Genomic DNA, 26,511 nt, shown 5'->3' with positions numbered 1-26,511 from the left:
GAGAAAGAGGCAAGACATGGCAGATATTCAAAATACCGTCCCCCAGGCGGTGACTCCCCCGAGCGGCCGCGCGCTGGTCGCCCGCGAGTTCTGGGCGCAGTTCTCGCGCAACCGCGGCGCTGTCGTAGCAGGCGCCATCGTGCTCGTGCTGCTGCTGCTCGCCATCTTCGCGCCGCTGATCGCGCCGCACAGCCCGATCGAGCAGCACCGCGATTTCGTGAAGATTCCGCCCGCGTGGCTCGACGGCGGCAACTGGCACTTCCTGCTCGGCACCGACGAAGCCGGCCGTGACATCCTGTCGCGCCTCATGTTCGGCGCGCGCATGTCGTTCTGGATCGGCTGCGTGTCGGTCGTGCTCGCGCTGATTCCGGGCGTCGTGCTCGGTCTCGTCGCCGCGTTCTTCGAACGGCTCGATACGCCGATCATGCGTCTGATGGACGTGCTGCTCGCGCTGCCCTCGCTGCTGCTCGCGGTGGCCGTCGTCGCCATCATCGGCCCGGGCCTGTTCAACACGATGTTCGCGATCGCGATCGTCGCGCTGCCCGGCTATGTGCGTCTCACGCGCGCATCGGCGCAAGGCGAGCTGCACAAGGAGTACGTGACGGCTTCGCGCGTGGCGGGCGCCGGCACGCTGCGCCTCATGTTCTCGCAGGTGCTGCCCAACTGCACGGCACCGCTGATCGTCCAGGCGACGCTCGGCTTTTCCTCGGCGATCCTCGATGCCGCCGCACTGGGCTTCCTGGGCCTGGGCGTGCAGCCGCCGACGGCCGAGTGGGGCGCGATGCTGGCCTCGGCGCGTGATTACATCGACAATGCATGGTGGATCGTGACGATGCCTGGCGTGTCGATCCTGATCTCGGTGCTGTCGATCAATCTGCTCGGCGACGGGCTGCGCGATGCGCTCGATCCGAAACTGAAACGGATGGCATGACCATGACGAATCTTCTGACCATCCGCAATCTGGCGGTGAACTTCGGCGCCGCACCCGCCGTGGACGGCGTGAACCTGACCGTCGCACCGGGCGAGGTCGTCGGCGTCGTCGGCGAGTCGGGCTCGGGCAAGAGCGTCACGATGATGGCGCTGATGGGCCTCATCGACGCGCCCGGCATCGTGACCGCCGACGAGATCACGTTCGACGGCAAGGACTTGCTGCGTGCGTCGCCGAAGGCGCGGCGCAAAATCATCGGCAAGGACATCGCAATGGTGTTCCAGGACGCGTTGACGAGCCTGAACCCGAGCTACACCGTCGGCTATCAAATCAAGGAAGTGCTGAAGCTGCATGAAGGCCTGCGCGGCGCGGCGCTCGAAAAGCGCGCGCTCGAGCTGCTCGATCAGGTCGGCATCCCCGATGCGAAGAACCGCATCACGGCGTTCCCGCATCAGATGTCGGGCGGCATGAACCAGCGCGTGATGATCGCGATGGCCGTCGCCTGCAACCCGAAGCTTCTGATCGCCGACGAACCGACGACGGCGCTTGACGTGACGATCCAGGCACAGATCATGGATCTGCTCGTGAAGCTGCAGAAGGAGCGCGGCATGGCGCTCGTGCTGATCTCGCACGATCTGGCCGTCGTGTCGCAGGTGGCGCAGCGTGTGGCGGTGATGTACGCGGGCGAAGTCATCGAGACGAATCGCGTGCCCGACATCTTCGCGCATCCGCATCATCCGTATACCGAAGCATTGCTCGCGGCGATCCCCGAGCACAATCGCGACGCCAAGCGCCTCTCCGCGCTGCCGGGCATGGTCCCGGGACGCGATGACCGGCCCAAGGGGTGCTTGTTCGAGCCGCGCTGCAAGTATGCCGTCGACGACTGCAAGAAGGCCCGGCCTGCGCTCGCGCAACTCGATCCGGCTCATGAAAGCATGCGTGCGCGTTGCATCAAGCCGCTCAATCTCGATTCGACTCACTCGAGCACGACCCCGCACGGAGGCGCACGATGAATGCAGTACCCCAAGCGCCGCGCGCGCCGCAGCATGACGACGACGTGCTCGTTGCCGACGGCCTGACCAAGCACTACGACGTGCGGCGCGGCATGTTCGGCCGCGGCGTCGTGAAGGCGCTGAACGGCGTGTCGTTCTCGCTGACGCGTGGCAAGACGCTGGCGGTGGTCGGCGAGTCCGGTTGCGGCAAGTCGACGCTGGCCCGGCAACTGACGATGATCGAGCCGCCGACCTCCGGGCGGCTGCTGATCGAAGGCGAGGACGTAGCCGGCGCCAGTCACGAGCAGATTGCATCGCTGCGTCGGCGCGTGCAGATGGTGTTCCAGAATCCGTTCGCGTCGCTCAATCCGCGCAAGACCGTCGAGCAGACGCTGGCCGAGCCGCTCACCATCAACACGCCGATGAGCGCGACGGAACGCACCGAACGCATCGCGCACATGATGCGCACGGTCGGCCTGCGGCCCGAGCACGCGAAGCGCTATCCGCATATGTTCTCGGGCGGCCAGCGTCAGCGCGTGGCGATCGCGCGCGCGATGATTCTGGAGCCGCGCATCGTCGTGGCCGACGAGCCCGTCTCGGCGCTCGACGTGTCGATCCAGGCGCAGATCCTGAACCTCTTCATGGATCTGCAGGAGCAGTTCAAGACGAGCTACGTGTTCATTTCGCACAACCTCTCGGTCGTCGAGCACATCGCCGACGACGTCATGGTGATGTACTTCGGCGGCGTGGCCGAGCTCGGCGACAAGAAGACGATCTTCCAGCGGCCGCGCCATCCGTATACGCGCTCGCTGATGTCGGCGACGCCGGCCATCTTCGAGTCGGAGCGGCGCATCCAGATCAAGCTGCAAGGCGAATTGCCCTCGCCGCTCAATCCGCCGTCGGGCTGCACGTTCCATCAACGTTGCCCGTATGCGGTCGAGCGTTGCCGGGTCGAGGAGCCGAAGCTGCGTGAGGTCGATGGACGCCAGGTAGCGTGTCACCGCGCCGAGGGGGTGGGGGAAGCGGATGCCTGAAGCGCGGGCGGCGCGTGACGAAACGCGCCGCTCGTGCGAAGGTGGCTCTCTCGCCCCCTTCGCGCGGCGCGCGCGCGGATTCGCACGCGTGCTCGTGCTGTTCGTTGCCGCCACGCTGGGCTCGCCTGCGCATGGGCCGATCGTGGCTGCGCATGCGGCGGGCAGCCCGGGCGGCACGCCGCTGCCGCAAGCGCGCTTGCCGGCGCGTGCCAATCTTGCCGCGCAGGCCTCGCCTGCCACCCCCGCTCAACCTGTTGCGCCGACACCGCCGCGCGCGACGATTCCCGGTTTTCATAGCCCACCGCCGAACTCGGACACGAGCGTTAGCGGCGTCGTGCGCGCAGCGCCTGCGCACATGCCGTTCTACACGGCGACCAAGGGCACGACGACGATCTACGTGCTCGGCACGCTGCACATCGGCGACCCGTCCGACTATCCGCCCAACGCACCGTTTCGCCGGCCCATCCTCGCCGCGCTCGCGGCCTCGCCGACACTCGCGCTCGAGCTGTCGCCGGACGACCTCATCGAGTCGCAGGACGATGTGTCGAGGTACGGCGTGTGCTCGTACGCATGCTTGCCGCGATTGTTGCCCGACCCGCTGTGGCGCAAGCTCGCCGCACGTTTGCAGAACAACCCGGCTGCGCTCGAGGAAATCAAGAAGACGCGTCCGTGGCTCGCTGCGCTGCTCGTCGAAACCTACGACTCGCTGAACGCGGGACTGCAAACGGAGTACGGTACCGAGGCGCAGTTGCAGAACGTCTATTTCCGCACGCGCGGCAAGGTGGTCGGGCTCGAGACGCTGGCCGAGCAGATGCGTGCGTTCACGAACCTGACGTTGGCCGAGCAGCGCGAGATGCTGGCACAGGATCTGGAGCAGACGCCGGCGCAGAATGTGGCCGACGTGAAGGAGCTGCACCGGCTTTGGCGCGCGGGCGATGCCGATGCGATCGCGGCCTGGGCGACGGCGAAATCGGAGCGGCTCGCGCGCACCGAGTGGACGGCGCGCGCGCTCGATAACCGCATCGTCTACGACCGCAACCGGCGCTTCACGGCGCGCATGCTGCTGATTGCGGCGCCGAATCGGCCCGTGTTCGTCGCGATCGGCGCGCTGCATCTGGGCGGGCCGAAGGGGGTGCTGGCGTTGTTGCGCACGCACGGGTTCGTGGTCGAGGCCAATTGAGCGTTTGAACGGTTGAACGCGTGCGCGGCAGTTGCCGAGGCGGCTCAGTTCATCTGAACATCAGGAAGTTCAACAGCACGATGTTGACGATGAGCAGCAGCACGCCCGTCGGCGCCTGTGCCTTGATGACCGCGTTCCTGTCGGGCAGTTCGAGCAGGGCCGCCGGCACCATGTTGAAGTTCGCGGCCATCGGCGTCATCAAGGTGCCGCAGTAGCCCGAGAACATGCCGATTGCCACCATCACGGCCGGATTGCCGTGAAAGACGTTCACGAGAATCGGCACGCCGATGCCGCCCGTCATCACGGGGAACGCAGCAAAGCCGTTGCCCATCACCATCGTGAACAGCGCCATGCCGATGCAATAGACGGCCACCGCGACGAACCGATAGTCGAGGCTGATGTAGGCCGTCGTCACGTGCGCGACGGCCTTGCCGACACCCGCATCGGAGAAGACGAGTCCGAGCATGCCGAGCATTTGCGGCAGCACGGCCGCCCACGAGAGCGCATCGATGAGCCGCCGCGTTTCCTTCATCGACTGGCCGACGGAATCGCGCGTCACATAACACGCCGCCGCGAGCGCGACCACACAGCCGATGCCGAAGCCCACGAGCGTGACGTTCTTCGGATCGATGAGCGGCTTGCCGCCCGCACTCAAATGACTGGCTGCGAGCGTGACGACGACGGTTACGAATGGAATCGTGAGCGCCGGCACGAACAGCTTGTTGCCGATTCGCTTGGCGTTCGCGCGCCGCACTTCGTCCGACGGCATGTCGGACTTGCCGCCCGTCACGCCCCCGAAGCCTGCGATCAGCGCCATCACGATCACGAGCGCGCCGACGACTTGCACGGGCAGCCAGTCGCCGATCAGGAAGACCAGCGCATAGAGGATCCAGAAGCCGCCTGCGCTCAAGCGTCGCGGGTGCGACTTGTCGGTGAGGATCATGCCGCCGACGACCAGCAGGACCACGCCGACGAGCCAGAACAGATGGGTCAACAAAAGCGTCATGCTTGTTCTCCGGCAGCGTCGGGCGACGAGTGGGATGCTTGCGGTTCGGCCGCTTCGGCCCGAGGGCAATCGCGCAGCGTTTTCTCGAGTTGCCGATCGAGCAGGTGCAGGCGCGTGGCGTGAATCACGAACGCGCAGAGTGCCGTCGGCATGCCCCATACGGCCACGCGCATCGGCTCGACAGTGATACCGGCCTCCTTCAGGAACGTGACCATCAGCACGATCGCCCCAAAGGCGACGAAGATGTCTTCACCGAAGAAGAGCCCGACGTTGTCGGTGGCGGCCGCGAAGGCGCGCAGCCGATAGCGCACGGCATCGCTGATACGGCCGTAGCGCGCCTGAGTCGCACCTTCGGCCATCGGCGCCAGCAGCGGGCGCACCATTTGCGGATGACCGCCGAGCCCGGTGAGCCCCACTGCGGCCGTGAGCTCGCGCACGAGCAGATAGACGATCAGCAGGCGCCCCGCGGTGGCGGCCTTGATGTTCCCGATCCACATCTGGGCGCGCTCGCGCAGACCATGCCGCTCGGACAGGCCGATCACGGCGAGCGGCAGCAGGATGATGAGCGGAATGTTGCGCGTTTTCAGAAAGCCCGCACCGATCGCAGCGAGCATCTTTTCAGGCGGAAAGTGTGCGGCAATCGACGTGACGATCGCCGCGCTCGCGACGATCAGCATCGGATTGAAACGCAGCACGAAGCCGACGAGGATCACAGCCACTCCGACGAGGGGCCATAGGCTGGTTTGCATGGATGGTCTCCAAACACGGATGTCGAATGCACCGCGTACTGCGTCTTGCTGCGTGTTCGCGCGGTGTACTTCGGCGGTGCGGCAAATGTTGCCCGCACGGCCTGTACTGCCCGTATTGCTCGTGTTGCCTTTTCCTGCGTTCGCTGCCTGCGGCTCTTGGTCGATCCGGCCGCTCGTCTTGCTTCCGTCGATGCCCCGCGGCCCATGCGGGGCGCTACCGTACTTTTCTGTCGTCTATCGTCTGTCTTTTATCGCTAATCGTCGCGTGAGCTCGATCGGACACCTAAACGTCGTTCACGTGCGTAAGGTCGAGGCGGCATGTACGTCCACGCCTTGGGCCTCGAGCGCGCTGCGCAGCCGGCGCGCGAACGCCAGCGCATGGGGCCCGTCGCCGTGCAGGCATAGCGTGCGCACATTCAGCGGCACCCATTCGCCGGTCACGGCACGCACGCGCCGGTCGCGCACCATCGACAGCACGTGCGCCAGCATTTCGTCTTCGGAATGAATCAGCGCGCCCGGATCGCTGCGCGGCACGAGCGAGCCGTCGGCGCGATAGCCGCGATCGGCGAAGCCTTCTTCGATAGCCACGAGTCCGGCGTGGCGCGCCATGTCGATGAAACTGCTATTGGCAAGGCCGAACACGGCCAGCGACGGGTCGAAGTCGTGCACGGCCGAGACGACGGCCTCGGCGATGGCCGGGTCGCGCGCAGCCTGGTTGTACAGCGCGCCGTGCGGCTTCAGATGGGCGACGCGGCCGCCTTCGGCCTGCGCGATGGCGGACAGCGCGCCGAGCTGATAGAGAATGCCTGCGTAGATGTCGTCGGCCGGCAGGTCCATTTCCTTGCGGCCGAAGTTATCCGGGTCGTGAAAACTCGGATGCGCGCCGATCGCCACGCCCTTTTGCACGGCCATTCGCACGCAGTCGCGCATCGCGTTGGCGCCACCCGCATGCCAACCGCACGCGATATTCGCCGAGCTGACGAGGTCGAGCAGCGCCTCGTCGGAGTCGCCACCTTCGCCGAGATCGGCATTCAAATCGATATCCATGACTACCTCATATAAAACTGCTCAAGCGGCGCGCGCGGAGCGTTGCAGCCGCTCTTCATGCATGGCGATCGCGACGTCGATCTGTCGCAGATACGCCTGCTCCTCGCCGAGGGCGAAGAGCGCTTCTTCCCGTGTGGTCGGCACAAAGCGGATGTTGCCGTTCAATCTGACTTGCGCGAGCTTCCAGAGGTCCGCGCGAATGACGGCGCCGATGCGCGGATAGCCTCCGGTTGTCTGCGCATCGCTCATCAGCACGATCGGCTGCCCGTTCGGGGGAACCTGGATGGTACCGGGCAATACCGCGTGCGAGAGCAAATCGATTTGCTCGCTGCGCGCGAGCGCCGTTCCGGCTAGACGATAGCCCATCCGGTTGCTGTGCGTCGTCACTCGCCATTCATCCGACCAGAACGTTTCGCGCGCGGTATCCGTGAAGCTGTCGTATTCGGGGCCACGCAGCACGCGAATCGACATCGCGCGCTCACTGCCCGCCGCATGCTTGCCCCGGCGCACGGGCTCGTGCGCCACCGAGGCGAAGCGGCACCATTCCGGGGCCTTGACGCCGAACTTCGGCGCATCGAAGGGGATGCCCGCACCGAGCTTCGCGTTCGTGGTGCCGATGGCGAGCCGGTCGCCGTCGCGCAACATGCGGCCGGCGAGCCCGCCGAAGCGCGCGCCGAGATCGGTGCTGCGCGAGCCCAGCATCGGCAGCACGTCGATGCCGCCGCGTATGCACACATAGGCGCGCATGCCGCGCTTGGCCGTATGCAAGACCAGTTCCTGTCCTGCTGCGACGGGCAGGCTCCACCAGGCGGGCACGGGTTCGCCGTCGAGCGTCGCACCGTATTCCGCACCGGTGATCGCGACGCGCGTCGCGCGCGCAAAGCGCAGGACGACGGGCCCGAGCGTCACTTCGATCGCCGCAGCCTGCGCAGCATTGCCGACGAGCCGATTGCCGACCTCGAGCGCGATCGTGTCGAGCACGCCGCCCGTGGCGATGCCGAGGTGCCGGTAACCGGGCCGGCCGAGGTCCTGCACGGAAGTCAGCAGCCCTGCGCGAACAATCTCGATCATCGCTCGATCCCCTCGACGACAAAGCGCACCCGGTCGCCTGGTTGAAGCAAGGTGGGCGGTGTGCCGGCCGGGTCGAACAGCGAGAGCGCCGTGCGACCGATCAGCTGCCAGCCGCCTGGCGAGGCGGCCGGATAGATGCCCGTCTGAACGCCGCCGATACCGACCGTGCCGGCCGGCACCTCGAGACGAGGCACCGCGCGCCGCGGTGTGTGCAGCGACGCGTCGAGCCCGCCCAGATAGGCGAAGCCGGGCTGAAAGCCGAGAAAGAACACGATGTACTCGGCGCCTGCATGGCGCTTGACGACTTCGTCGATGGACAGCCCCGTATGTTCGGCGACGGCCCCGAGGTCCGGGCCGTACTCGCCGCCGTAGCGCACGGGAATCTCGACTTCGCGCGCGGCCATCTGCGCATCGGCGGCCCGCTCCCAGGCGAGCGCAAGCTCGGCTGCGAGCGCCTGGGCATCGGCCGCGAGCGGGTCGAAGACGATCGTCAGGTTGTTCATCCCGGGCACGACCTCGAGGACGTGCGGCCACTTGCGCGCCGCGTCGGTCACGGCCCATACGCGCTCCTGGCAGGCGAGGGTCGCCGGCGGCGGCGCTTCGCAGACCAATGCGGTATCGCCGAACGGATAGATTCGAGGCTGGCTCATCGGTTAAGTCCAGAGCGGCGTCCGCCGCGTCGGTGGCACGCAGCGCCGTGCAGCGGCCACCATGTCGGGAGGTTGCATTATCGATAAATTATCGACATTTTACCAATAAGCGTTTTTGCTAGGCTTACAATACCGTCTGGCCGGCATACACTGCCGGCACCGCTGATCACTGCCTGCTCAAACTGCCGTCATGTCGCGTCATCCGACCAAGATCGTGTCGTCTGAACATCTCGTCTCGGAAACGAGCGTGGAACTATCCGAGTTCGAGTACGGGCTCATCATGGCGAGCAATGCGTTCAATCGCTGGATGGTGCGCTGCATGTCCGCCGCCGGCGCGAAGGACATGACCGCCATCGAAGTCTCGCTGCTTCATCATGTGAGCCATCGTGAGCGCAAGAAGAAGCTTGCCGATATCTGTTTCGTGCTCAATATCGAAGACACGCACGTCGCGACCTACGCGCTGAAAAAGCTCGTGACTAGAGGGTATGTAAAAAGCGAAAAGACCGGCAAGGAAGTGTTCTTCTCGGCTACCCCGGCAGGCCGCGAGCTGTGCGCCAAGTATCGCGAGGTGCGTGAGAGCTGCCTGATCGCGGCCCTCAAGGAGAGCGGGCTCGCCAACGAGCAGATCGGCGAGGCCGCGCAGCTGATGCGCAACGCGTCCGGTCTTTACGATACGGCCGCGCGCGCAGCGGCGTCGCTTTGAGTCAGGACGACCCGTCCACACCCACGTGAAGGCCTGCTTCGGTGACGACCGCATCGAGCGGCATGTCGTGCAATTCGCGCGGCAGCGCGGCCACGCGGCACGCTTCGTATGCGATGCCGATCGTGACGGGCTTTGAGGCGCCGGGCCAGGCGGCGAGCGTGCGGTCGTAATAGCCGCCGCCGTAGCCGAGCCGGTATCCGTCACGGTCGAATCCCACGCAAGGCACGAGCAGCAGATCGGGCTCCACCGCGGGCGTGGTGTCCGGCTCGGGGATGCGATGGTGGCCGACGCGCATCGGCGTATCGGGTGTCCACGCGTGAAACGCGAGCGCGTAGCCCTTCATCGCGACGACGGGCAGCGCGGCCTGCCGCCGCGCATCGAGCGTAAGCCAGTGGGCGAGCGTTGCGCGCGCATCGAACTCGCCCGCGAGCGGCCAGTAGAAACCCACCGTATGCGGCGCATAGCGCGCCAGGACTTCGCTCAGGCGCTCGCCGAGCGCGGCTCCGGCCTCGCTTTGCGCGGCGGCAGCGCGCCGCGCCGCGAGCAGTGCTTTACGCAGCTCCGCTTTCGAATTTCCGAGGGGGTTGCGTGCTATGCTTTCGCTCAATTTTTGCTCCACGAACCACGATGTCGAAACGCCTCGTTCGAGTATATCGCGCGGTCGCCTGGGCGCTCGCCGCCGCCGCACTCGTATCGGGCGGCTCCGCCTGTGCCGGCCGCCGTCCAGCTTCTTCCGCGCCGCTTAGCGACGATCAGATCTTCGTGCAGTTGCGCGAAGCCGCGCGCAATAACGATGCCCCGCGTGCGGCCCAGCTCGCCGGCATGATCCCGGACTACCCGGCGCCTTCGTACCTCGAGTACTTCCAGTTGAAGCCGCAGCTGTTCGACGGCTCCGGCCATGCGCGTGTCGATGCGCCCGATTCGCCGGTGCTGTCGTTCCTGCAGCGCCATGACGGCGAGGCGCTCGGCGATCGCTTGCGCAACGACTACCTGCTCGTGCTCGGTGCTCGTCATGACTGGCGCAATTTCGAGGCGCAGAACGCGCGTTTCGTGCTCAACGACGATACGCAGGTCAAGTGCTATGCGCTCGAGGCGCGCGCCGCGCACGGCGAGAATGTCGCCGATGCCGCCCGCGCGCTGCTCGTCGAGCCGAAGTACTACGGCGACGGCTGCGTCGATCTGATCACGGCGCTGGCTACCAGTCAGCAGCTCTCTTCCGAAGACGTCTGGCAGCAGATCCGCCTCGCCTACGAGCAGGGCGCGACGACGACGGGCAGCAAGCTCGTCGATGCGCTCGGCGCCGCACGTCCCGATCCGCAGTTGTTCGAGCAGGCCACGAGTGCGCCGCCGCTGCTGCTGGCGCGCGGTGTGCAGACCGACCCGGCTTCGCATCAGCTGGCGCTGCTCGCGATCACGATGATGGCGCGTAACGACGCGGCGGGTGCTAGCGCGGCATTCGCTACGGTCGCGCCGTCGTTGACGCTGGCCGAGCGCGCGATCGGCTGGGGCACGGTCGGTTATCAGGCCGCCGCGCGGCAGGTGCCCGGCGCGGTAGGCTGGTTCCGTCTGTCGACCAACGCGCCGTTGTCCTATCCGGCTTATATGTGGCGCACGCGCACGGCGCTGCTGGCGGGCGACTGGACGATGGTGCGCTGGTCGATCGAGCAGATGCCCGCGGCGCTGCGCAATCAGCCGGCCTGGGTCTACTGGCACGCGCGCGCGCTCAAGCAGGGCGGCGACACGGCGCAGGCGAACCTGGAGTTCGAGCGCATCGCGTCGGGCTTCGATTTCTACGGTCAGCTCGCCACCGAAGAGCTGGGCCGCAAGATCGCGGTACCGCCCAAGACGAGCGTGACCGATGCCGAAGTCGAAGCCGCCGGCCATACGCCCGGCTTCGATCTCGCACGGCGCTTCTACGGGCTCAACCTGCGGCTCGAGGGCAACCGCGAATGGAACTGGCCGCTGCGCAACATGAGCGACCGCCAGCTGATCGCCGCAGCTGAGTACGCGCGCCGCATCCAGCTCTACGACCGCACGGTCAACACGGCCGACCGTACGCAGAACGAACATGATTTCTCGCTGCGTTACCTCGCGCCGTTCCGCGATGTGGTCGAGCATGACGCGCAATCGAGCGGGCTCGATGTCGAATGGGCATACGGGCTCATCCGCCAGGAGTCGCGCTTCATCATCGACGCCCATTCGGAGGTCGGCGCGGGCGGCCTCATGCAGCTGATGCCGGGCACCGCGCAGATGGTGGCAAAGAAGATCGGCCTTGGTCAGCTTTCGCGCCAGCAGATGAACGACATCAACACGAACATCCTGCTCGGCACTAGCTATCTGGCGATGATCTACAATCAGTTCGACGGTTCCGCCGTGCTCGCCACGGCCGGCTACAACGCCGGGCCGGGCCGTCCGCGTCAGTGGCAGGCGGCCTTGCCGCGCCCTGTCGAAGGCGCGATCTTCGCGGAGTCGATCCCGTTCAACGAGACTCGCGACTACGTCAAGAATGTGCTGGCCAATACGGTCTACTACGCGGCGCTGTTCGAAGGCCGTCCGCAATCGCTGAAGGCGCGGCTCGGCTACATCCTGCCCTGAGGCGGCCGCGCGCGCCGCTTCAAGGCGCGCGCGGCGCGTGGTGCACGCAGCCGTGGCGGCGGCCGCCCTCAGGGAGTCGAAGATGCGACATCAATCCATTGCGCTGATCGGCGGTTCGGGTTTCATCGGCAGTCATCTCGCGAATGCGCTGGTCGCAGCCGGCAAGACCGTGCGCGTCGCCACGCGCAGGCGCCAACATGCGAGCCATCTGACGCTGCTCCCGCTCGACGTGATCGAGCTCGACGTATTCGATCCGGTCGAGCTGGCGCGCTTCGTCGAAGGGGCCGATGCCGTCGTCAATCTCGTCGGCATTCTGCATAGCCGGCGCGGCGAGCCCTACGGTCCTGACTTCGCAAAGGTGCACGTCGAGTTGCCGGGCAGAATCGCGGCTGCATGCGAGGGCAAAGGCGTGCACCGGCTCATTCAGATGAGCGCGCTGGGCGCCAATCCGGCTGGCCCCAGCATGTATCTGCGCTCGAGGGCCGATGGCGAGAAAGCCGTGCGCGCAGCCACGCGGCTCGCGACGACGATCTTTCGTCCGTCCATCGTGTTCGGTCCCGAAGACCGCTTCCTCAACCTGTTCGCGCTGTTGCAGCGGCTCTTCCCCGTGGTCCCGCTTGCCAAGCCCGACTCGCGCTTTCAGCCGGTGTACGTCGGCGACGTCGCGAAGGCGATCGTCAATGCGCTCGATCTCGATGCCGCCCACGGGCGCCTCTACGAACTGGGCGGGCCGACCGTCTATACGCTCGAGGCGCTCGTGCGCTTTTGCGGCGAAGCGATCGGCAGTCGTGCGCGCATCGTCCGTTTGCCCGATGCGCTCGCGCACATGCAGGCGCTCGCGTTCGAGATGCTGCCGGGTGCCCCGCTGATTACGCGCGACAATCTGGCCTCGATGTCGGTCGATGCCGTGATGACCGAGCCGCTCGCACCCGAGCTCGATCTCGAGCCCGCGAGCGTCGAGGCGATCGCGCCCAGCTATCTGGGCAACGCATCGCTGGCCTCGCGCTTCAGCGGATTTCGCACGACAGCCGGGCGATGACGCCGGCGCATCGTGCGCGAGCGTTCCAGTTGTTCCCTTTGCCAACGTCGTTCCCTTTTTAGGTAGCACATGAAACTGATCATCGGTGACAAGAACTACTCTTCATGGTCGATGCGGCCCTGGGTGCTCATGAAGCACGCGGGCATCCCGTTCGAGGAGGTGCTGGTCGAACTGCAGCAACCCGACACGACTGAACGCATCCGCGCGCACTCGCAGTCCGGCAAAGTGCCGTGCCTCGTCACCGATGGCGGCGAAGCGATCTGGGAGTCGCTCGCGATCGCCGAAACGTTGGCCGAGCGTCATCCCGAGCTCGCGCTGTGGCCGCGCGATGCGGCAGCCCGCGCGCATGCACGCGCGATCTCCAGCGAGATGCATGGCGGGTTCGGCGAGTTGCGCACGTCGATGGCGATGAACGTTCGCGCGCACCGTCCGGGCGTGGGCGCGACGCCGGGCACGCTGGCCGACATCGCACGCATCGAGACGATCTGGCGCGACTGCCTCACGCGTTATGGCGGGCCGTTCCTGTTCGGTGCGTCGTTCGGCATTGCTGACGCGATGTATGCGCCTGTCGTGATGCGCTTTTTCACGTACGCGCCGCCGCTTGCCGATACGACGCGCGCCTACATGGAGCGCGTGGCGGCTGTGCCCGCCGTGCGCGAATGGGTCGAAGCCGCACACCGCGAGACGCATCGGATCGCTTACATCGACGACGCGGTATGAATGTTTATGCCGTAGGTGGTGCGATCCGCGACGAACTGCTCGGCGTGCCCGTGTCGGACCGCGACTACGTCGTGGTCGGCGCGACGCCCGAGCAGATGGTGGCCCAGGGGTTTCGTCCGGTCGGCAAGGATTTCCCCGTGTTCCTGCATCCGCAGACCCACGAGGAGTACGCGCTCGCGCGTACCGAGCGCAAGACGGCTGCGGGCTACCACGGCTTTCAGTTTTACTACGCCCCTGACGTGACGCTCAAGCAGGATCTCGCGCGCCGCGATCTGACGATCAATGCGATGGCGCGCGAGGTGCGGCCCGACGGTGCGTTGAGCGGCCCGGTCATCGATCCGTTCGGTGGGCAGGACGACTTGCGCTCGCGGCGTTTTCGCCATGTCGGCGAGGCGTTCGTCGAAGATCCGGTGCGCATTCTGCGCGTGGCGCGTTTCGCCGCGCGCTTTCACGAGTTCACCCTGGCTGACGAGACGCTGGCGTTGATGCAGTCGATGGTGGCCGCGGGCGAAGTCGATGCACTCGTGCCCGAGCGCGTGTGGCAGGAGATCTCGCGCGCTCTGATGGAGCGCAAGCCTTCACGCATGTTCGAGATGCTGCGCGTGTGTGGCGCGCTCGTGCGCGTGATGCCCGAGGTCGATGCGATGTTCGGCGTGCCGCAACGGGCCGACTACCATCCCGAGATCGACACGGGCGTGCATGTGATGATGGTGCTCGACTACGCGGCCGCGCGTCACTATGCGCTGGCCGTGCGCTTTGCCGCGCTTGCGCACGATCTGGGCAAGGCGACGACGCCCGCGGACGTGTTGCCGCGTCATATTGGCCACGAGATGCGCAGCGTCGATCTACTGAAGCCGTTGTGCGAGCGCTTGCGCGTGCCCAACGAATGCCGTGATCTGGCCGTGCTGGTCGCGCGCGAACACGGCAACATTCACCGCGTGATGGAGATGGGGGCGGCCGCGCTCGTGCGTCTGTTCGAGCGCAGCGATGCGCTGCGCAAGCCTGCCCGGTTCGCCGAAGCGTTGCAGGCCTGCGAGGCCGATGCGCGCGGGCGGCTCGGCTTCGAGACACAAGCGTATCCGCAAGCGGAGCGGCTGCGCGTGGCGCTCGCCGCGTGTCGTGCCGTCGATGCGGGCGCCGTGGCGAAGGCATTGACCGATACGCCCGAGCGCATCAAGGACGCCGTGCATCGCGCTCGCATCGCCGCAGTGGCCGTGGCGCTCGACGAAGGGAAAGACGAGGCGTGAACCGCCCTTAAGCCGCACACTGCGCGGCTTGCCTTCGTGTCGTCATAAGGTGTGCGAACGATCGCCGCGCACGAATACATCGAGCGTCTCGTCGATGCCGCGCGAGAACGCAACGACCTTGAACAGCTCGCCCATCTCGGCTTCGGACAGCAGCTTTTGCACGGCGCTCGCCGCCGGCAGAAAGCGTGCTGCGTCAAGCGGGTCGAGTTCGGCCAGGGCATCGGTGATGCCGGCGTTCATCAGAAAGCGCGCTTGCGTGGTGTAGCCGAGCAGGTCGGCGCCGGTCTCGACGCCCGCCTCGAAGATGCCCGTGAATTCGACGTGTGTCGTGATGTCCTGCAGGCCCGGGTAAAGGAACGGATCGTCGTGCGCGCGATGGCGGTAGTGGCACATCAACGTGCCTTGCGCGCGTTGCGGATGGTAGTACTCGTGGCGCGGAAAGCCGTAGTCGATGAAGAACGCCGCGCCGCGCGTGAGCATCGTGCAGACCGTGTGCGTGAACGCGCAAGCGGCCGCGTGCGTCTCCGTCACATAGTCGAAGCCTGGGCCCGCTTCTGCGTCGATCCGGGCCAGCAGCGCGGCTTGCTGCGCGGCGCCGGCCGACCCGTCCTCGGCGAACGGGCGGTCTTCGAAGGCGAGCGTGCCGTCCGGCCCGTGCGTCACGCCACGTTCGTGCCAGTGCCCGGCCCGACGCGCGAATAGCCGCACCGGCATGGCATCGAGCACTTCGTTGCCGAGCGCGACACCTTCGAACTGCCGGGGCAGCGCATCGAGCCACTCGACGCGCGCGGCGAGCGGGCCGGCCAGCGCCGCGATCGTCTCGCGCTGGCGCTCACGGAGCTCGCCGGAGAGTTCGACGATGAAATAGCGATCGAACGGCACACCCAGCGCGTCGAGGGCGTGGATGAGGCTAGAGGCGAGCTTGCCGGTGCCGGCGCCGAATTCGATCAGCGTGCGCGTGCCGCTCGCGGCCAGCGCCTGTGCGACCGGGCGGGCCAGCGTCGTGGCGAACAACGGTGAAAGCTCGGGCGCGGTGATGAAGTCGCTGCCGTCTTCGGCGCGACGGCCGAATTTACGGGCGCCGCCGCTGTAGTAGCCGAGGCCGGGCTCGTACAGCGCGCGCTCCATGTAGCGATCGAACGCGATCCAGCCGCCGGATGCCGCGATCTCGTCGCGAATGCGCGCGAGCAGGCCATCGGATTGCGCGAGCGCATCGGCGTCGGGAACAGGTAAACTAGCGGGTTCGTGAGCTTTCTGATTCATTCCGGCATTGTAAATGACGGCCAGCCCTGACCTACGCCCTCGCGCGACCACGCAAGCCGAGCCTGCCCGCATCGTCCTCGTGACGGACGGCACGCACGGGCTCGGCCGCGCGTTGGCGCTCGGATTTGCCGAACAGGGCTGGGATGTGGCGGTGCACCACGCCGGCGCGCCTGACGCCGCCGAGCCCCTGCTCGTGCAGATTCGCGCGCTGGGCCGCCGGGCGGTGGCCTTGCGAGCCGATCTCGGCATCGAGCGAGAGGCCGAGCAACTCGTGCCCGCTTGTACGGCGGCGCTTGGGCGGCCCGTGTGCGCGATCAATCACGCGTCGCTCACCGCCCAGGATTCGGTCCACAATGCCGGGTACGACACGCTGCTGAAGCTGACGGCCGTGAACGTGGCTGCACCGGTCGTGCTGGCGCGCGCGCTCTACGATGCGACGCCCGAGACGGCGCGCGAGCACGAGCGCGAGCGTGCGGTCGTCATCAACATGCTCGATCAGAAGCTCGACCATCCGAACCCGGATCGTCTTTCGTACTCGCTGTCGAAGGCCGCGTTGCAAACGGCGACGGTGGCGCTGGCGCGCTCGCTCGCGCCGAAAGTGCGCGTGGTCGGTCTCGTGCCCGGCGATGCGCCGCCCGAGGCCGGCTATGCTTCGTTTGCTGAAGATGTCGTCGCGGCGGCGCGCTATCTGGCCGGCGCCAACGGCGTCACTGGGGCCACGCTCGTGGTGGACGGCGGCCGGCATCTGCAGCCGCTTGCGCGCGATGCGACGGTGTCGGCTCGGTGACGAGGCGAATGCGTCAGCCGCGCGCGCAATGACGGGCGCGGCCGGCGCACCAAGCCGAGCCTGCTGCGCGCTTGCCGCGTATTTTTTGTTTTGACTGGAACGAACATGGTTGCCGCTCTCTTGCACCCCCGACTCGCCGATTGCCGCAGGCTGTTCCTGCGCAACTATGAGGTCTACGTCAACATCGGTGTGCACGACTATGAGAAGCGTGCCGAACAGCGCGTCATCATCAACGTCGAGCTGTTCATTCCGTTTGCCTGTTCGACGCCCTTGGAAGACAAGCTGCGCGAAGTGGTCGACTACGACATCATGCGCTCGACGGTCGCCAAGCGCGTCGCGCAAGGCCACATCCATCTGCAGGAGACGCTCTGCGATGACGTGGCCAACGCGATGCTCGAGCACCCGTTCGTGCGCGCCGTGTCCGTGTCGACCGAGAAGCCCGATGCTTACCCCGATTGCGACGCCGTGGGCGTCGAAGTCTTTCGCTTCAAAGAGGATTGAGAATGAACGCGCCCGAAACCCATGTGCTGCCCGGCGCGGCCGACGAGCCCGATCACGATGCGGCGCATGCCGACGCATCGCTGACCGAGGAGGCCCGCGAGCGGCGTGCGCTTACGCGCCGCGAGCAGAAGGACGCCTACGAGAACAACAAGCTGTTCAAGCGCTTGGCGCGGCAGGTCGGTCAGGCGATCGGCGACTACAACATGATCGAGCACGGCGACAAGGTCATGGTCTGCATGTCGGGGGGCAAGGACAGTTATGCGATGCTCGACGTCCTGCTGCGCCTGCGCGAGCGTGCGCCGATCGATTTCGAGATCGTTGCCGTCAATCTCGATCAGAAGCAGCCCGGTTTTCCCGAGCACGTGCTGCCCGAGTACCTGAGCAGCCTGAACATCCCGTTTCACATCGAAAATCAGGACACCTACAGCATCGTCAAGCGCCTCGTGCCAGAGGGCAAGACCACGTGCTCGCTGTGCTCGCGGCTGCGGCGCGGCATCCTGTATCGCGTCGCGGGCGAGCTCGGTGCGACGAAGATCGCGCTTGGCCACCATCGCGACGATATCCTGCAGACATTGCTGCTCAATCTGTTCTACGGCGGCAAGCTCAAGGGCATGCCGCCGAAATTGCAATCGGATGACGGCAAGAACATCGTGATTCGCCCGCTCGCCTACGTGAAGGAAGTGGATCTCGAGAAATACGCGCAATTGCGTGCGTTCCCGATCATTCCGTGCAATCTCTGCGGTAGCCAACCCAATCTGAAACGTGCGGAAATGAAGGCGCTGATCCGTGAATGGGAAAAGCGCTTTCCGGGGCGTGTCGACAACATGTTCACCGCGCTCACGAATGTCGTGCCGTCGCACTTGATGGATACGAAGCTGTTTCCGTTTGCGAATCTGCGGGCGACCGGCGAGGCCGATCCGCTTGGCGACATCGCGTTCGACGACGAACCGTGCGCTACGCCTTCGGCCAGCGACACGGGGGCCGCGCAGCCGATCTCGATCGTCCAGTTCGACGAGCTCTGAGCGCGCGCCGCGCTGCCCGCGGACAGCGGGAGACTTGAACGGAACGAAAGGCCGGCAGGGCTTGTCCGCCGGCCTTTGGGCCTTTGAGCGCGTGTTAAAATCGCGGACTTCAATTCAAACGTCGCCGATGCCATGAACATCGTCATTTTGGCCGCAGGCATGGGCAAGCGTATGCACTCCGCGTTGCCGAAGGTGCTCCATCCGCTTGCGGGCCGCCCCCTGCTTTCCCACGTCATCGACACCGCACGTGCGCTGCGGCCTGCGCGCATCGTCGTCGTGGTCGGGCACGGCGCTCAGGTCGTGCAGCAAGCCGTCAGCGCTCCCGATATCCAGTTTGCGGTGCAGGAGCAGCAGCTCGGCACCGGGCACGCTGTGCAGCAGGCGCTGCCGCTGCTCGATCCCGCGCAGCCGACGCTCGTGCTCTACGGCGACGTGCCGCTCACGAAGGCCTCGACGCTCAAGCGCCTTACCGATGCTGCTGCCGACGGCTGCTATGGCGTGCTGACGGTGACGCTCGACGATCCGCACGGCTACGGCCGCATCGTGCGCGATTCGGCCGGCTGCGTGGTGCGCATCGTCGAGCAGAAAGACGCGACGCCCGAGCAGCTGAAGATCGCCGAGATCAACACGGGCATCGTCGTCACGCCGACGGCACAGCTGGCGATGTGGCTCGGCTCGCTGAAGAACGACAACGCGCAGGGTGAGTTCTATCTGACCGACGTGGTCGAGCGCGCGATCGAGGCCGGCTTCGAGGTCGTGACGGCGCAGCCCGACGAAGAGTGGGAGACGCTCGGCGTGAACAGCAAGACGCAGCTGGCCGAGCTCGAGCGCATTCATCAGCGCAATGTGGCGACCTCGCTGCTCGAGGCCGGCGTGACGTTGCTCGACCCGGCGCGGCTCGACGTGCGCGGCAAGCTGTCGTGTGGCCGCGACGTGTCGATCGACGTGAATTGCGTGTTCGAGGGCAATGTGACGCTGGGCGACAACGTGACGATCGGCGCGCATTGCGTGCTGCGCGACGCGACGATCGGCCCGGGCACGCGCATCGAGCCGTTCACGCATGTCGAAAGCGCGACCGTCGGCGCGCAGGTCGTATTGGGGCCGTATGCCCGTCTGCGGCCCGGCACGACGCTGGCCGATGAAGCGCACGTGGGCAACTTCGTCGAAGTGAAGAACGCCGTGCTCGGTCGCGGTTCGAAGGCCAATCACCTCACCTACATCGGCGATGCCGACATCGGTGAGCGCGTGAACGTCGGCGCGGGCACGATCACCTGCAATTACGACGGCGCGAACAAGCATCGCACGGTGATCGAGGACGACGTGTTCGTCGGTTCCGACACGCAGCTCGTCGCGCCGGTGCGCGTGGGCCGCGGGGTCACGATCGCGGCGGGCACGACCGTCTGGAAGGACGTGCCGCAGGACATGCTCGTGCTCAACGACAAGACGCAAACGACCAAGAGCGGCTACGTCCGCCCGACCAAGAAGAAGAGCTGAGCTCCGGATGAACGCCAGAAGCGCGCGTCACGATCGCGCGCCAGGTGACTGTCAGAACGCATTATCAGCAAAGGATTTTCCATGTGCGGCATCGTCGGCGCAGTTGCGCAACGTAACATCGTTTCCATCCTCATCGAGGGATTGCGGCGCCTCGAGTACCGCGGCTACGACTCGTGCGGCGTCGCCGTGATCGCCGGCGGCGAGCCGCGCCGCGCGCGCAGCGTGGCCCGCGTGGCCGACCTCGACGCGCAAGTGCGCGACACGCATCTGGAAGGCATGACCGGCATCGCGCACACGCGCTGGGCCACGCACGGTGCGCCCGTCACCGACAATGCGCACCCGATCTTCTCGTGTGACACGGTGGCGCTCGTGCACAACGGCATCATCGAGAACTACGAGCAACTGCGCGAGATGCTGCGTGGCAAGGGCTACACGTTCGTTTCGCAGACCGATACCGAAGTCATCGCGCACCTGATCCACAGCCTGTATCAAGGCAACCTGTACGACACCGTGCGCGCGGCCGTCGGCCAACTGCACGGCGCCTATGCGATCGCAGTCGTCCACAAGGACGAGCCGCATACGGTCGTGGGGGCGCGTCAGGGTTCGCCGCTCGTCGTCGGGCTCGGCGAAGGTGAGAACTTCCTGGCTTCCGATGCGCTCGCGCTGGCCGGCAGCACCGACCGATTCATGTTCCTCGAGGAAGGCGACGTGTGCGAGCTCACGCGCGACGGCGTGCGCATCGCCGATCGCGAGGGCCGTATCGTCCAGCGCGACGTGCGCACGGTGCAGGCTTACGGCGGCGCCGTCGAGCTCGGGCCGTATCGCCACTTCATGCAGAAGGAAATCTTCGAGCAGCCGCGCGCGATCGGCGACACGCTCCCGCAGGGCGACACGTTCGAGGCGACGCTGTTCGGCGAAGCCGCACCGCAGGCCTTCCGCGAAATCGACAGCCTGCTGATCCTCGCGTGCGGCACGAGCTTCTATTCGGGCCTTACGGCCAAGTACTGGTTCGAGTCGATCGCGAAGATTCCGACGCAGGTCGAAATCGCCAGCGAGTATCGCTATCGCGAGTCGGTGCCGAATCCGAACGCGCTCGTCGTGGTCATTTCGCAATCGGGCGAGACGGCCGACACGCTCGCGGCGCTCAAGCATGCCCAAGATCTCGGCCATCGCCATACGCTGGCGATCTGCAACGTGGCCACGAGCGCGATGGTGCGTCAGACCGGCATGGCGTTCCTCACGCACGCGGGCCGGGAGATCGGCGTGGCGTCGACGAAGGCGTTCACGACACAGCTCGTCGCGCTGTTCGTGCTGGCGGCGACGCTGGGCAAGCTGCGCGGCCGTGTCGACGAGGCGGCCGAGGCCAACTACGTGAAGCAGCTGCGTCACCTGCCGGCGGCGCTCAACAGCGTGCTGGCGCTCGAGCCGCAGATCATCGCGTGGTCGGAAGAGTTCTCGCGCAAGGAGAATGCGCTGTTCCTGGGCCGCGGTCTGCATTATCCGATCGCAATGGAAGGGGCGCTCAAGCTCAAGGAAATCTCGTACATCCACGCCGAGGCGTATCCGGCCGGCGAACTCAAGCACGGGCCGCTCGCACTCGTGACCGAGGCAATGCCGGTGGTGACGGTCGCGCCGAACGACGCGCTGCTCGAGAAGCTCAAGTCGAATATTCAGGAAGTGCGTGCTCGCGGCGGTCAGCTCTATGTGTTCGCCGATGCCGATACGCGCATCGTGAACGACGAGGGGCTGCATGTGATTCGCATGCCTGAGCATTACGGCGTGCTCTCGCCGATCCTGCACGTCGTGCCGTTGCAGCTGCTGGCCTATCACACGGCCTGCGCGCGCGGCACCGATGTCGACAAGCCGCGTAATCTCGCCAAGTCCGTCACGGTCGAGTGACGTTCGGGCGGTGGCCGGTTACGTGCGACACGAACCGGCCGCCACGCCCGCTCCGATCGACAGCGCGCCCGGCATCGGCAGCGCGCGCTGTTTCCGATAGCTCATCCAGGCTTTATCTCTTCCGCCTTCGGCAGGCTCGATGTCGCCTGCGCTCGCGCGCGAATCATCCAGCACGCAGCCGTATAGCGGACTTCCGTTCCCTGCACATAGCGATCGAAGGCGGCACGGACCGTTTCGATGACTTGCGTGCGCGTGCGCTCGTCGACGTCTTGCAGCGCCGCGCCAACCGGGCCGAGCCGCGTGAAGTAGCCGACCAGCTCTTGCTCGGGCAGCGCGCATTCGACGTCGATCGGGTGGATGCCGGTTTCCGCCCAGCCGCTTCTCTCCAGGATCGACGAGATGCGCTGCCGATCGCCTAACGAGAACTGACCGGGTGTACCGGGCCGGCGTGCCGGCAGGTTCGGCAACAACGGCGCCGCGGCGTGCTCGGCCGTCGTCATGAACGGATTGTCTGCGGCGCTGCGCCAGACGAGAAAGCGCAGCTCGGCATCGTCTCGGGCTGCGCGGCGCAGGTTCGCGAAGGCCTCGACCGGCTCGTCGAAAAACATCACGCCGAAGCGCGAAATGAGCATGTCGAAGGCGGCCGGCGCGAACGCGTGCGTTTGCGCATCGGCATGAATGAACTTGGCGGACGCTTCTGGCTCATGAGCGGCACGCACCCGGGCAGCGGCGAGCATCGGATCCGATACGTCGATGCCCGTGCAGGTGCTGCCTGCACTCAACTGCCGCGCCACAGCGAGCGTCGTACTGCCCGTGCCGCACCCCACGTCGAGCACGTGGTGCGCGTCGATGGCACGCACTGCCGTGACGAGCAAGTCTTCGAACGGCTTGAACATGCGATCGAGCAACGCCTGAGCGTCGACCCAGGCGTGCCCGGAGCGGCCGTTCCAAAGCGCGGCCTGCTCACGATTGGTTGGCAATGTGGCATTCATCTCGTCTTCCTTTGCATGCGCTCGTGACGCGGAAGCTAAACTGTGCCGGTTCAAGTCGACTTGAGGTCAAGGGGGCAGCCGATGACACATCTGGACATTGCCGAGGTGGCGCAGCGATCGGGCGTGCCGGCCTCCACGCTGCGGTTCTACGAGGAAAAGGGGCTGATCGCTTCCAGTGGCAGGCGAGGGCTGCGCCGCCTGTTCGACGCCGGTGTGCTGGATCGGTTGGCGTTGATCGCGCTCGGGCGCACCGCTGGCTTCTCGCTCGACGAGATTGCGCTCGTGTTCGCGCCGGACGGCCAGCCGCACATCGACCGGCAGAGGCTCGCGGCCAAGGCGGACGAACTGGACAAGACGATCCGCGAGCTGAGCGCCGTTCGCGACGGCCTGCGACACGCCGCGGTCTGCTCCGCACCGAGCCACATGGAATGCCCCAAGTTTCGTCGAATCCTCCGTGCCGCGGCGTCCGGTGCGCTCGGCGCGCGCAGGAAGCGGGCGCCGCAGCGTTAGGGCAACCCGCGCGGCACACCGGATTCTCGGTGCTGCTGCGTCCGCGCGAACGCAGCAGCACGCGGCTCATGAGCTCATTGGCTCAGTAGTAATACTTCGTGGCGTGAGCCGCCGGCGTGAAGAAGTACCAGTGATGCAGCAGGCGGAACGCGGCACGAGAAATCTTCGTTTCATCGGCACCGCGCGAGTCTTCGACGAGGCTGGCCAGCAAGTGCGCGTTGCGCAGGCTGAACGGATGGTGCTTCACGTGTGCGACGAGCGCATTGCCGAAGTAAGCCACGCCGCCCGACATGCCAGACAGTTCGGCGAGTTCGCGCGCGGCTTGCTGCTCGTCGGCTTTGCTCTGAAACAGCACGGGAGCAGGCTGCTCGTGGTTGCTCGAGCCCAACTTGGTGTCGCCGGTGCTGGGTGCCAACTCGGACGATACCCAGCCGCTATCGGCCAGTAACGCCGACAGCGAGGGCTGTTCGAGCGCGATAGCCGTCAAGCGGAACAGTTGATCGTCGGGGCCGCTGGCCTTCACATAGGCATCGACATCGTCGGCGATCGCCGGATTGAACCGCTTGAAGTCGTCGGCGAGGAGCAGCGTCACGTCGTTGCGGTGCAAAAGCGCCGCGCGCATCCACAACATATTCGTCAGCGCCAGGTGCGACGGGTCGCTGCCACCCGCGCCGACACGCCACAACGCGACAAGCTTGTCGACCGGCATGCGCAGGTTCATTTGCTTGGCGAATTCGTCGGCGAAGCCCGCGGTGCGCGCCTGCTTGTCCGAGCCCGGCTTGAGCGGCGACTCCTCGGCTGCCTCCATCCATGCGTTCGCGACATACGTCTTGGGGTCGCGCGCATAGGTTGCGCGGATGCGATGGATCAGATTGAGGCTGCGTTCGGGAAAGTGGCGTGCTTCCTTGTCGAGCAGCTTTTGCGCGTCGGCGGCGATCGCGAGTTCGAGCGGGCGCGTGTCCTTGCCGGCTGCACGCGCAGCGCGAATGCCCACATCGCGCAGCCGCAGCAGCTGATATTGCAGCGTGGCGAAGGCCGGGTCGTTGTCGGGCACGGCCGCGGCGGCGGTCGCGACATCGGCCGGCAGCTCGAGCGGGCTCGAGGCGTTCATCAGCGTCGGCACGAGCCAGACGTTGCTTTGCGTCACGTGCCACTGATACAGCGAATCGGCGAATGCAGCGGAGGCCGTCTTGCTGTCCCATGCGCTCTGCACGGCCGTGATCCACGCGGTCATGCTGCTCTTGCCCGCGATCTGCACGAGGTGGCGCCGCCAGTCGACGCTCCCCTCGTCCTCGTGATTGGCCGCAAACAGGTAGTCCTTCAGGTCCTGCACGGTGTCGGGCGTCCAGGCTTCGGTCGCAATCGCGTTCTCGATGCGGCGCAGTTCGTCCTCGGGCTCCTGCTCGAACGCGATGTGGCGCGCGAGCGAATGCAGACGCGCCTTGTCGACGCCACTCGCGGCTGCCTCTTGCGCGCTGACGGTCTGAGCGAGCTGCGTGAGCGCATCGACGCGCTCGGCGCTCGTCTTGGCAAGGGCCTCGTCGAACGCGATGCGATCGACCGTGTAGGCGGCCATCGCATGCCACGGCGACTCGGGTTGGGCCGCGATCGCGGCAAACATCGCGCTGGCATCCTCGCGTTTGCCAGCGTAGTAGGTGGCGGCGGCGAGCTGGTACGTGCGCGCATCCTTGAGCCATTGCGGCGCTTCCGACGACAGCGCGACCGGCATGCTGCCCTTGCCCGCCTTCGTGCAGTTTGCAAACACGACCGTTTGCGCATGGGCCCAGTCGCGCACATCGTCGGTCACCCCGTACTGCTTCTTCAACGATTCGAGCTGGCTGGTTGCCGTGCGGAATGCATCGCCGTGGCAGGGATTGGCCGGATTGTTGTAGTCGTCGACGTCCCAGGGCTTCTGCTCGCCGAGCACGGCGTCGCGCGCTTTTTCCCAATGGTCGCGGTCGTCGTTGTCGTATTCCCAAGTATCGGGCGCGGCGACGAGGTAGCCGAGATCGCGGTCGGTCAGCGGCTTGCCGGTCAGCACGCGATAGGCGGTGATCAGGGTGAGCCGGCCGTAGTGCTCCGACAGCACGCCGAGATTGCCGTGCGCATAGGAGCGGTAGGTATTGGTCGGCGCCTCGTCCGGGTACGCCGTATGGACGAGCTGGGCACGTGCGGGCGCGGCGGCGACGCACGCTGCCAGGCAGGCGGCGGCGATGAGGTTTCTTGGCGGCATTGTTATTGGTTTGATTCGCAAAAGGAAACGTTGAGCGGACGGCAATTTTAGCCGTAGCGCTTATGGGCCGCAGATCTTTGTGTAGGTGGGGAGCTCTGCCATGCCGATGGTGCATGTCATGCACGTCGGAGGGCGGGGAAGGGCGCAGTCGGGTGCGATGAGCCGGAAGGGCGGGGGAAGGCAGGGAGAGGGTGTTCAGCGAAGCATCGTGACGGGCTTGCGTGTGAGCTGCCACAGGCGTGCGAGCATCGCGAACCGGCGCCAGAGGCCGACGTGGCTCGCGTCGATGACGACGATGTCCGATTGCATCTGTGAGGCGTAAGCCGCGATCGTCGGCGCGGGCTCGCCGAACACGCGTCGGCTCGTGCACGGTACGCCCGCGCGTTCGAGGATCGCGCGCGTCGCCAACAATCCACTCAACATCGAGCGTTTCTCGCGCCGCTGCAATTGACTGCGCGAGTGAAACGCCGACGCACGGCCGACATCGATCGGTTCGAGCACTTCGAGCAGCTCGACTTCACAGGCGCAGTGGCGCAGGAACATCGCAGCCGCGTACTGGGCGGCCAGCGCCGCGCCGTGCGGCTCGACGATCGGGATCAGCAGTTTGAGCATCGTGCGCGGCCATTCGGACAATGGCCCGTGTTTCGATACCTGCATTTGAGCAAAGCGGACGTCAACGTGCGGCAAAAGAACGGCGCGGCCTCGTAAACGTTGCGTTAACGCGTATGCGCGCTGCGTGGATGGACGATCCTTCTCATATTGGAAAAGATAAATTCTCCTCAAAGGTCTATTTCACCGATATCGGAAAACTTAGCATGGAGGCTCTTTCCACAGGCCACCGCACCGCTC

The 26,511-nt window shown here is 66.1% G+C and carries 25 protein-coding genes; 15 read left to right on the top strand and 10 right to left on the bottom strand.

Features of this window, described 5'->3' with window-relative positions:
* Positions 1–16 precede the first annotated feature (16 nt).
* The 4 genes from D7S89_RS11500 to D7S89_RS11485 are packed head-to-tail and all read left to right on the top strand — an operon-like array spanning position 17 to position 4,134.
* The gene (locus D7S89_RS11500; protein WP_121277772.1) at positions 17–931 is read left to right on the top strand and encodes an ABC transporter permease subunit; all 915 of its coding nucleotides are present in this window, start codon (positions 17–19) and stop codon (positions 929–931) included.
* A gap of 2 nt (positions 932–933) precedes the next feature.
* Positions 934–1,941 carry an ABC transporter ATP-binding protein gene (locus tag D7S89_RS11495; protein ID WP_121277771.1) on the top strand — a complete coding sequence of 336 codons (1,008 nt, stop codon included), beginning with the start codon at positions 934–936 and terminating at the stop codon, positions 1,939–1,941.
* A complete protein-coding gene (locus tag D7S89_RS11490; RefSeq protein WP_121277770.1) occupies positions 1,938–2,954 on the top strand; it encodes a peptide ABC transporter ATP-binding protein in 1,017 nt (338 codons plus the stop codon). The genes D7S89_RS11495 and D7S89_RS11490 overlap by 4 nt, the downstream gene beginning before the upstream one ends.
* On the top strand, positions 2,947–4,134 hold the full coding sequence (locus D7S89_RS11485; RefSeq protein WP_121277769.1) for a TraB/GumN family protein: 1,188 nt from the start codon (positions 2,947–2,949) through the stop codon (positions 4,132–4,134). The genes D7S89_RS11490 and D7S89_RS11485 overlap by 8 nt, the downstream gene beginning before the upstream one ends.
* A 49-nt stretch (positions 4,135–4,183) precedes the next feature.
* Here D7S89_RS11485 and D7S89_RS11480 read toward each other — a convergent pair whose 3' ends face one another.
* The 5 genes from D7S89_RS11480 to pxpB all read right to left on the bottom strand — a co-directional run bounded on the left by D7S89_RS11480 (position 4,184) and on the right by pxpB (position 8,657).
* Positions 4,184–5,140 (bottom strand): DUF979 domain-containing protein, encoded by a 957-nt coding sequence (locus D7S89_RS11480; RefSeq protein WP_121277768.1) that lies wholly within the window; start codon positions 5,138–5,140, stop codon positions 4,184–4,186.
* Positions 5,137–5,889, bottom strand: a complete 753-nt coding sequence (locus D7S89_RS11475) for a DUF969 domain-containing protein (RefSeq protein ID WP_121277767.1) — start codon at positions 5,887–5,889, stop codon at positions 5,137–5,139. The genes D7S89_RS11480 and D7S89_RS11475 overlap by 4 nt, the downstream gene beginning before the upstream one ends.
* Before the next feature lie 294 nt (positions 5,890–6,183).
* A complete protein-coding gene (pxpA, locus tag D7S89_RS11470; RefSeq protein ID WP_121277766.1) occupies positions 6,184–6,936 on the bottom strand; it encodes a 5-oxoprolinase subunit PxpA in 753 nt (250 codons plus the stop codon).
* A 21-nt stretch (positions 6,937–6,957) separates the two neighbouring features.
* Positions 6,958–8,007 (bottom strand): 5-oxoprolinase subunit C family protein, encoded by a 1,050-nt coding sequence (locus D7S89_RS11465; RefSeq protein WP_121277765.1) that lies wholly within the window; start codon positions 8,005–8,007, stop codon positions 6,958–6,960.
* Positions 8,004–8,657, bottom strand: coding sequence for a 5-oxoprolinase subunit PxpB (gene pxpB, locus D7S89_RS11460; protein ID WP_121277764.1), 654 nt, complete (start codon positions 8,655–8,657; stop codon positions 8,004–8,006). Before pxpB ends, D7S89_RS11465 begins: the two co-directional genes overlap by 4 nt.
* Positions 8,658–8,847: 190 nt before the next feature.
* On the opposite strand from pxpB, the gene D7S89_RS11455 reads away from it, so the two are divergent.
* On the top strand, positions 8,848–9,360 hold the full coding sequence (locus D7S89_RS11455) for a winged helix DNA-binding protein (protein WP_121277763.1): 513 nt from the start codon (positions 8,848–8,850) through the stop codon (positions 9,358–9,360).
* Position 9,361: 1 nt separating this feature from the next.
* Here the strand turns inward: D7S89_RS11455 and D7S89_RS11450 are convergent, their stop codons facing one another.
* Complete coding sequence (locus D7S89_RS11450) at positions 9,362–9,967, bottom strand: 5-formyltetrahydrofolate cyclo-ligase (RefSeq protein ID WP_121277940.1); 606 nt, start codon at positions 9,965–9,967, stop codon at positions 9,362–9,364.
* A gap of 20 nt (positions 9,968–9,987) precedes the next feature.
* Here D7S89_RS11450 and D7S89_RS11445 point away from each other — a divergent pair, with 20 nt between their 5' ends.
* The 4 genes from D7S89_RS11445 (at position 9,988) to D7S89_RS11430 (ending at position 14,961) form a co-directional block, all read left to right on the top strand.
* Positions 9,988–11,955: a lytic transglycosylase domain-containing protein gene (locus tag D7S89_RS11445; protein WP_121277762.1), complete on the top strand. Its 1,968-nt coding sequence runs from the start codon at positions 9,988–9,990 to the stop codon at positions 11,953–11,955.
* An 82-nt stretch (positions 11,956–12,037) separates the two neighbouring features.
* Positions 12,038–12,994 (top strand): complex I NDUFA9 subunit family protein, encoded by a 957-nt coding sequence (locus tag D7S89_RS11440; protein ID WP_121277939.1) that lies wholly within the window; start codon positions 12,038–12,040, stop codon positions 12,992–12,994.
* 69 nt (positions 12,995–13,063) lie between these two features.
* On the top strand, positions 13,064–13,714 hold the full coding sequence (locus tag D7S89_RS11435; protein WP_121277761.1) for a glutathione S-transferase family protein: 651 nt from the start codon (positions 13,064–13,066) through the stop codon (positions 13,712–13,714).
* The gene (locus D7S89_RS11430; protein WP_121277760.1) at positions 13,711–14,961 is read left to right on the top strand and encodes a multifunctional CCA addition/repair protein; all 1,251 of its coding nucleotides are present in this window, start codon (positions 13,711–13,713) and stop codon (positions 14,959–14,961) included. Before D7S89_RS11435 ends, D7S89_RS11430 begins: the two co-directional genes overlap by 4 nt.
* 42 nt (positions 14,962–15,003) lie before the next feature.
* Here D7S89_RS11430 and D7S89_RS11425 read toward each other — a convergent pair whose 3' ends face one another.
* The gene (locus D7S89_RS11425) at positions 15,004–16,224 is read right to left on the bottom strand and encodes a class I SAM-dependent methyltransferase (RefSeq protein ID WP_121277759.1); all 1,221 of its coding nucleotides are present in this window, start codon (positions 16,222–16,224) and stop codon (positions 15,004–15,006) included.
* A gap of 13 nt (positions 16,225–16,237) precedes the next feature.
* On the opposite strand from D7S89_RS11425, the gene D7S89_RS11420 reads away from it, so the two are divergent.
* The 5 genes from D7S89_RS11420 (at position 16,238) to glmS (ending at position 21,927) form a co-directional block, all read left to right on the top strand.
* Complete coding sequence (locus D7S89_RS11420; protein WP_121277758.1) at positions 16,238–17,011, top strand: SDR family NAD(P)-dependent oxidoreductase; 774 nt, start codon at positions 16,238–16,240, stop codon at positions 17,009–17,011.
* 105 nt (positions 17,012–17,116) lie between these two features.
* The gene (locus tag D7S89_RS11415) at positions 17,117–17,512 is read left to right on the top strand and encodes a dihydroneopterin aldolase (protein WP_121277757.1); all 396 of its coding nucleotides are present in this window, start codon (positions 17,117–17,119) and stop codon (positions 17,510–17,512) included.
* A 2-nt stretch (positions 17,513–17,514) separates the two neighbouring features.
* Positions 17,515–18,534, top strand: a complete 1,020-nt coding sequence (gene ttcA / locus D7S89_RS11410) for a tRNA 2-thiocytidine(32) synthetase TtcA (protein ID WP_121277756.1) — start codon at positions 17,515–17,517, stop codon at positions 18,532–18,534.
* Between the two features lie 132 nt (positions 18,535–18,666).
* Entirely contained in the window at positions 18,667–20,028 is a 1,362-nt protein-coding gene (gene glmU, locus D7S89_RS11405) for a bifunctional UDP-N-acetylglucosamine diphosphorylase/glucosamine-1-phosphate N-acetyltransferase GlmU (RefSeq protein WP_121277755.1), read from the top strand.
* An 81-nt stretch (positions 20,029–20,109) separates the two neighbouring features.
* Positions 20,110–21,927 carry a glutamine--fructose-6-phosphate transaminase (isomerizing) gene (glmS, locus tag D7S89_RS11400; RefSeq protein ID WP_121277754.1) on the top strand — a complete coding sequence of 606 codons (1,818 nt, stop codon included), beginning with the start codon at positions 20,110–20,112 and terminating at the stop codon, positions 21,925–21,927.
* A gap of 101 nt (positions 21,928–22,028) precedes the next feature.
* On the opposite strand, the gene D7S89_RS11395 is transcribed toward glmS, so the two are convergent.
* Positions 22,029–22,919 (bottom strand): class I SAM-dependent methyltransferase, encoded by an 891-nt coding sequence (locus tag D7S89_RS11395; protein ID WP_121277753.1) that lies wholly within the window; start codon positions 22,917–22,919, stop codon positions 22,029–22,031.
* A gap of 81 nt (positions 22,920–23,000) precedes the next feature.
* Between D7S89_RS11395 and D7S89_RS11390 the strand changes: the two genes are divergently transcribed.
* On the top strand, positions 23,001–23,429 hold the full coding sequence (locus tag D7S89_RS11390; RefSeq protein ID WP_121277752.1) for a helix-turn-helix domain-containing protein: 429 nt from the start codon (positions 23,001–23,003) through the stop codon (positions 23,427–23,429).
* 82 nt (positions 23,430–23,511) lie between these two features.
* On the opposite strand, the gene D7S89_RS11385 is transcribed toward D7S89_RS11390, so the two are convergent.
* Complete coding sequence (locus tag D7S89_RS11385) at positions 23,512–25,662, bottom strand: hypothetical protein (protein ID WP_121277751.1); 2,151 nt, start codon at positions 25,660–25,662, stop codon at positions 23,512–23,514.
* A 195-nt stretch (positions 25,663–25,857) separates the two neighbouring features.
* Complete coding sequence (locus tag D7S89_RS11380; RefSeq protein WP_342766893.1) at positions 25,858–26,295, bottom strand: universal stress protein; 438 nt, start codon at positions 26,293–26,295, stop codon at positions 25,858–25,860.
* Between the last annotated feature and the right edge of the window lie 216 nt (positions 26,296–26,511).

This window comes from Trinickia fusca, assembly GCF_003628145.1.
In the GTDB taxonomy this organism is placed as follows: domain Bacteria; phylum Pseudomonadota; class Gammaproteobacteria; order Burkholderiales; family Burkholderiaceae; genus Trinickia; species Trinickia fusca.
Note: the sequence above shows the minus strand (reverse complement) of the source record. Positions and strands in the feature narration are given on the sequence as shown.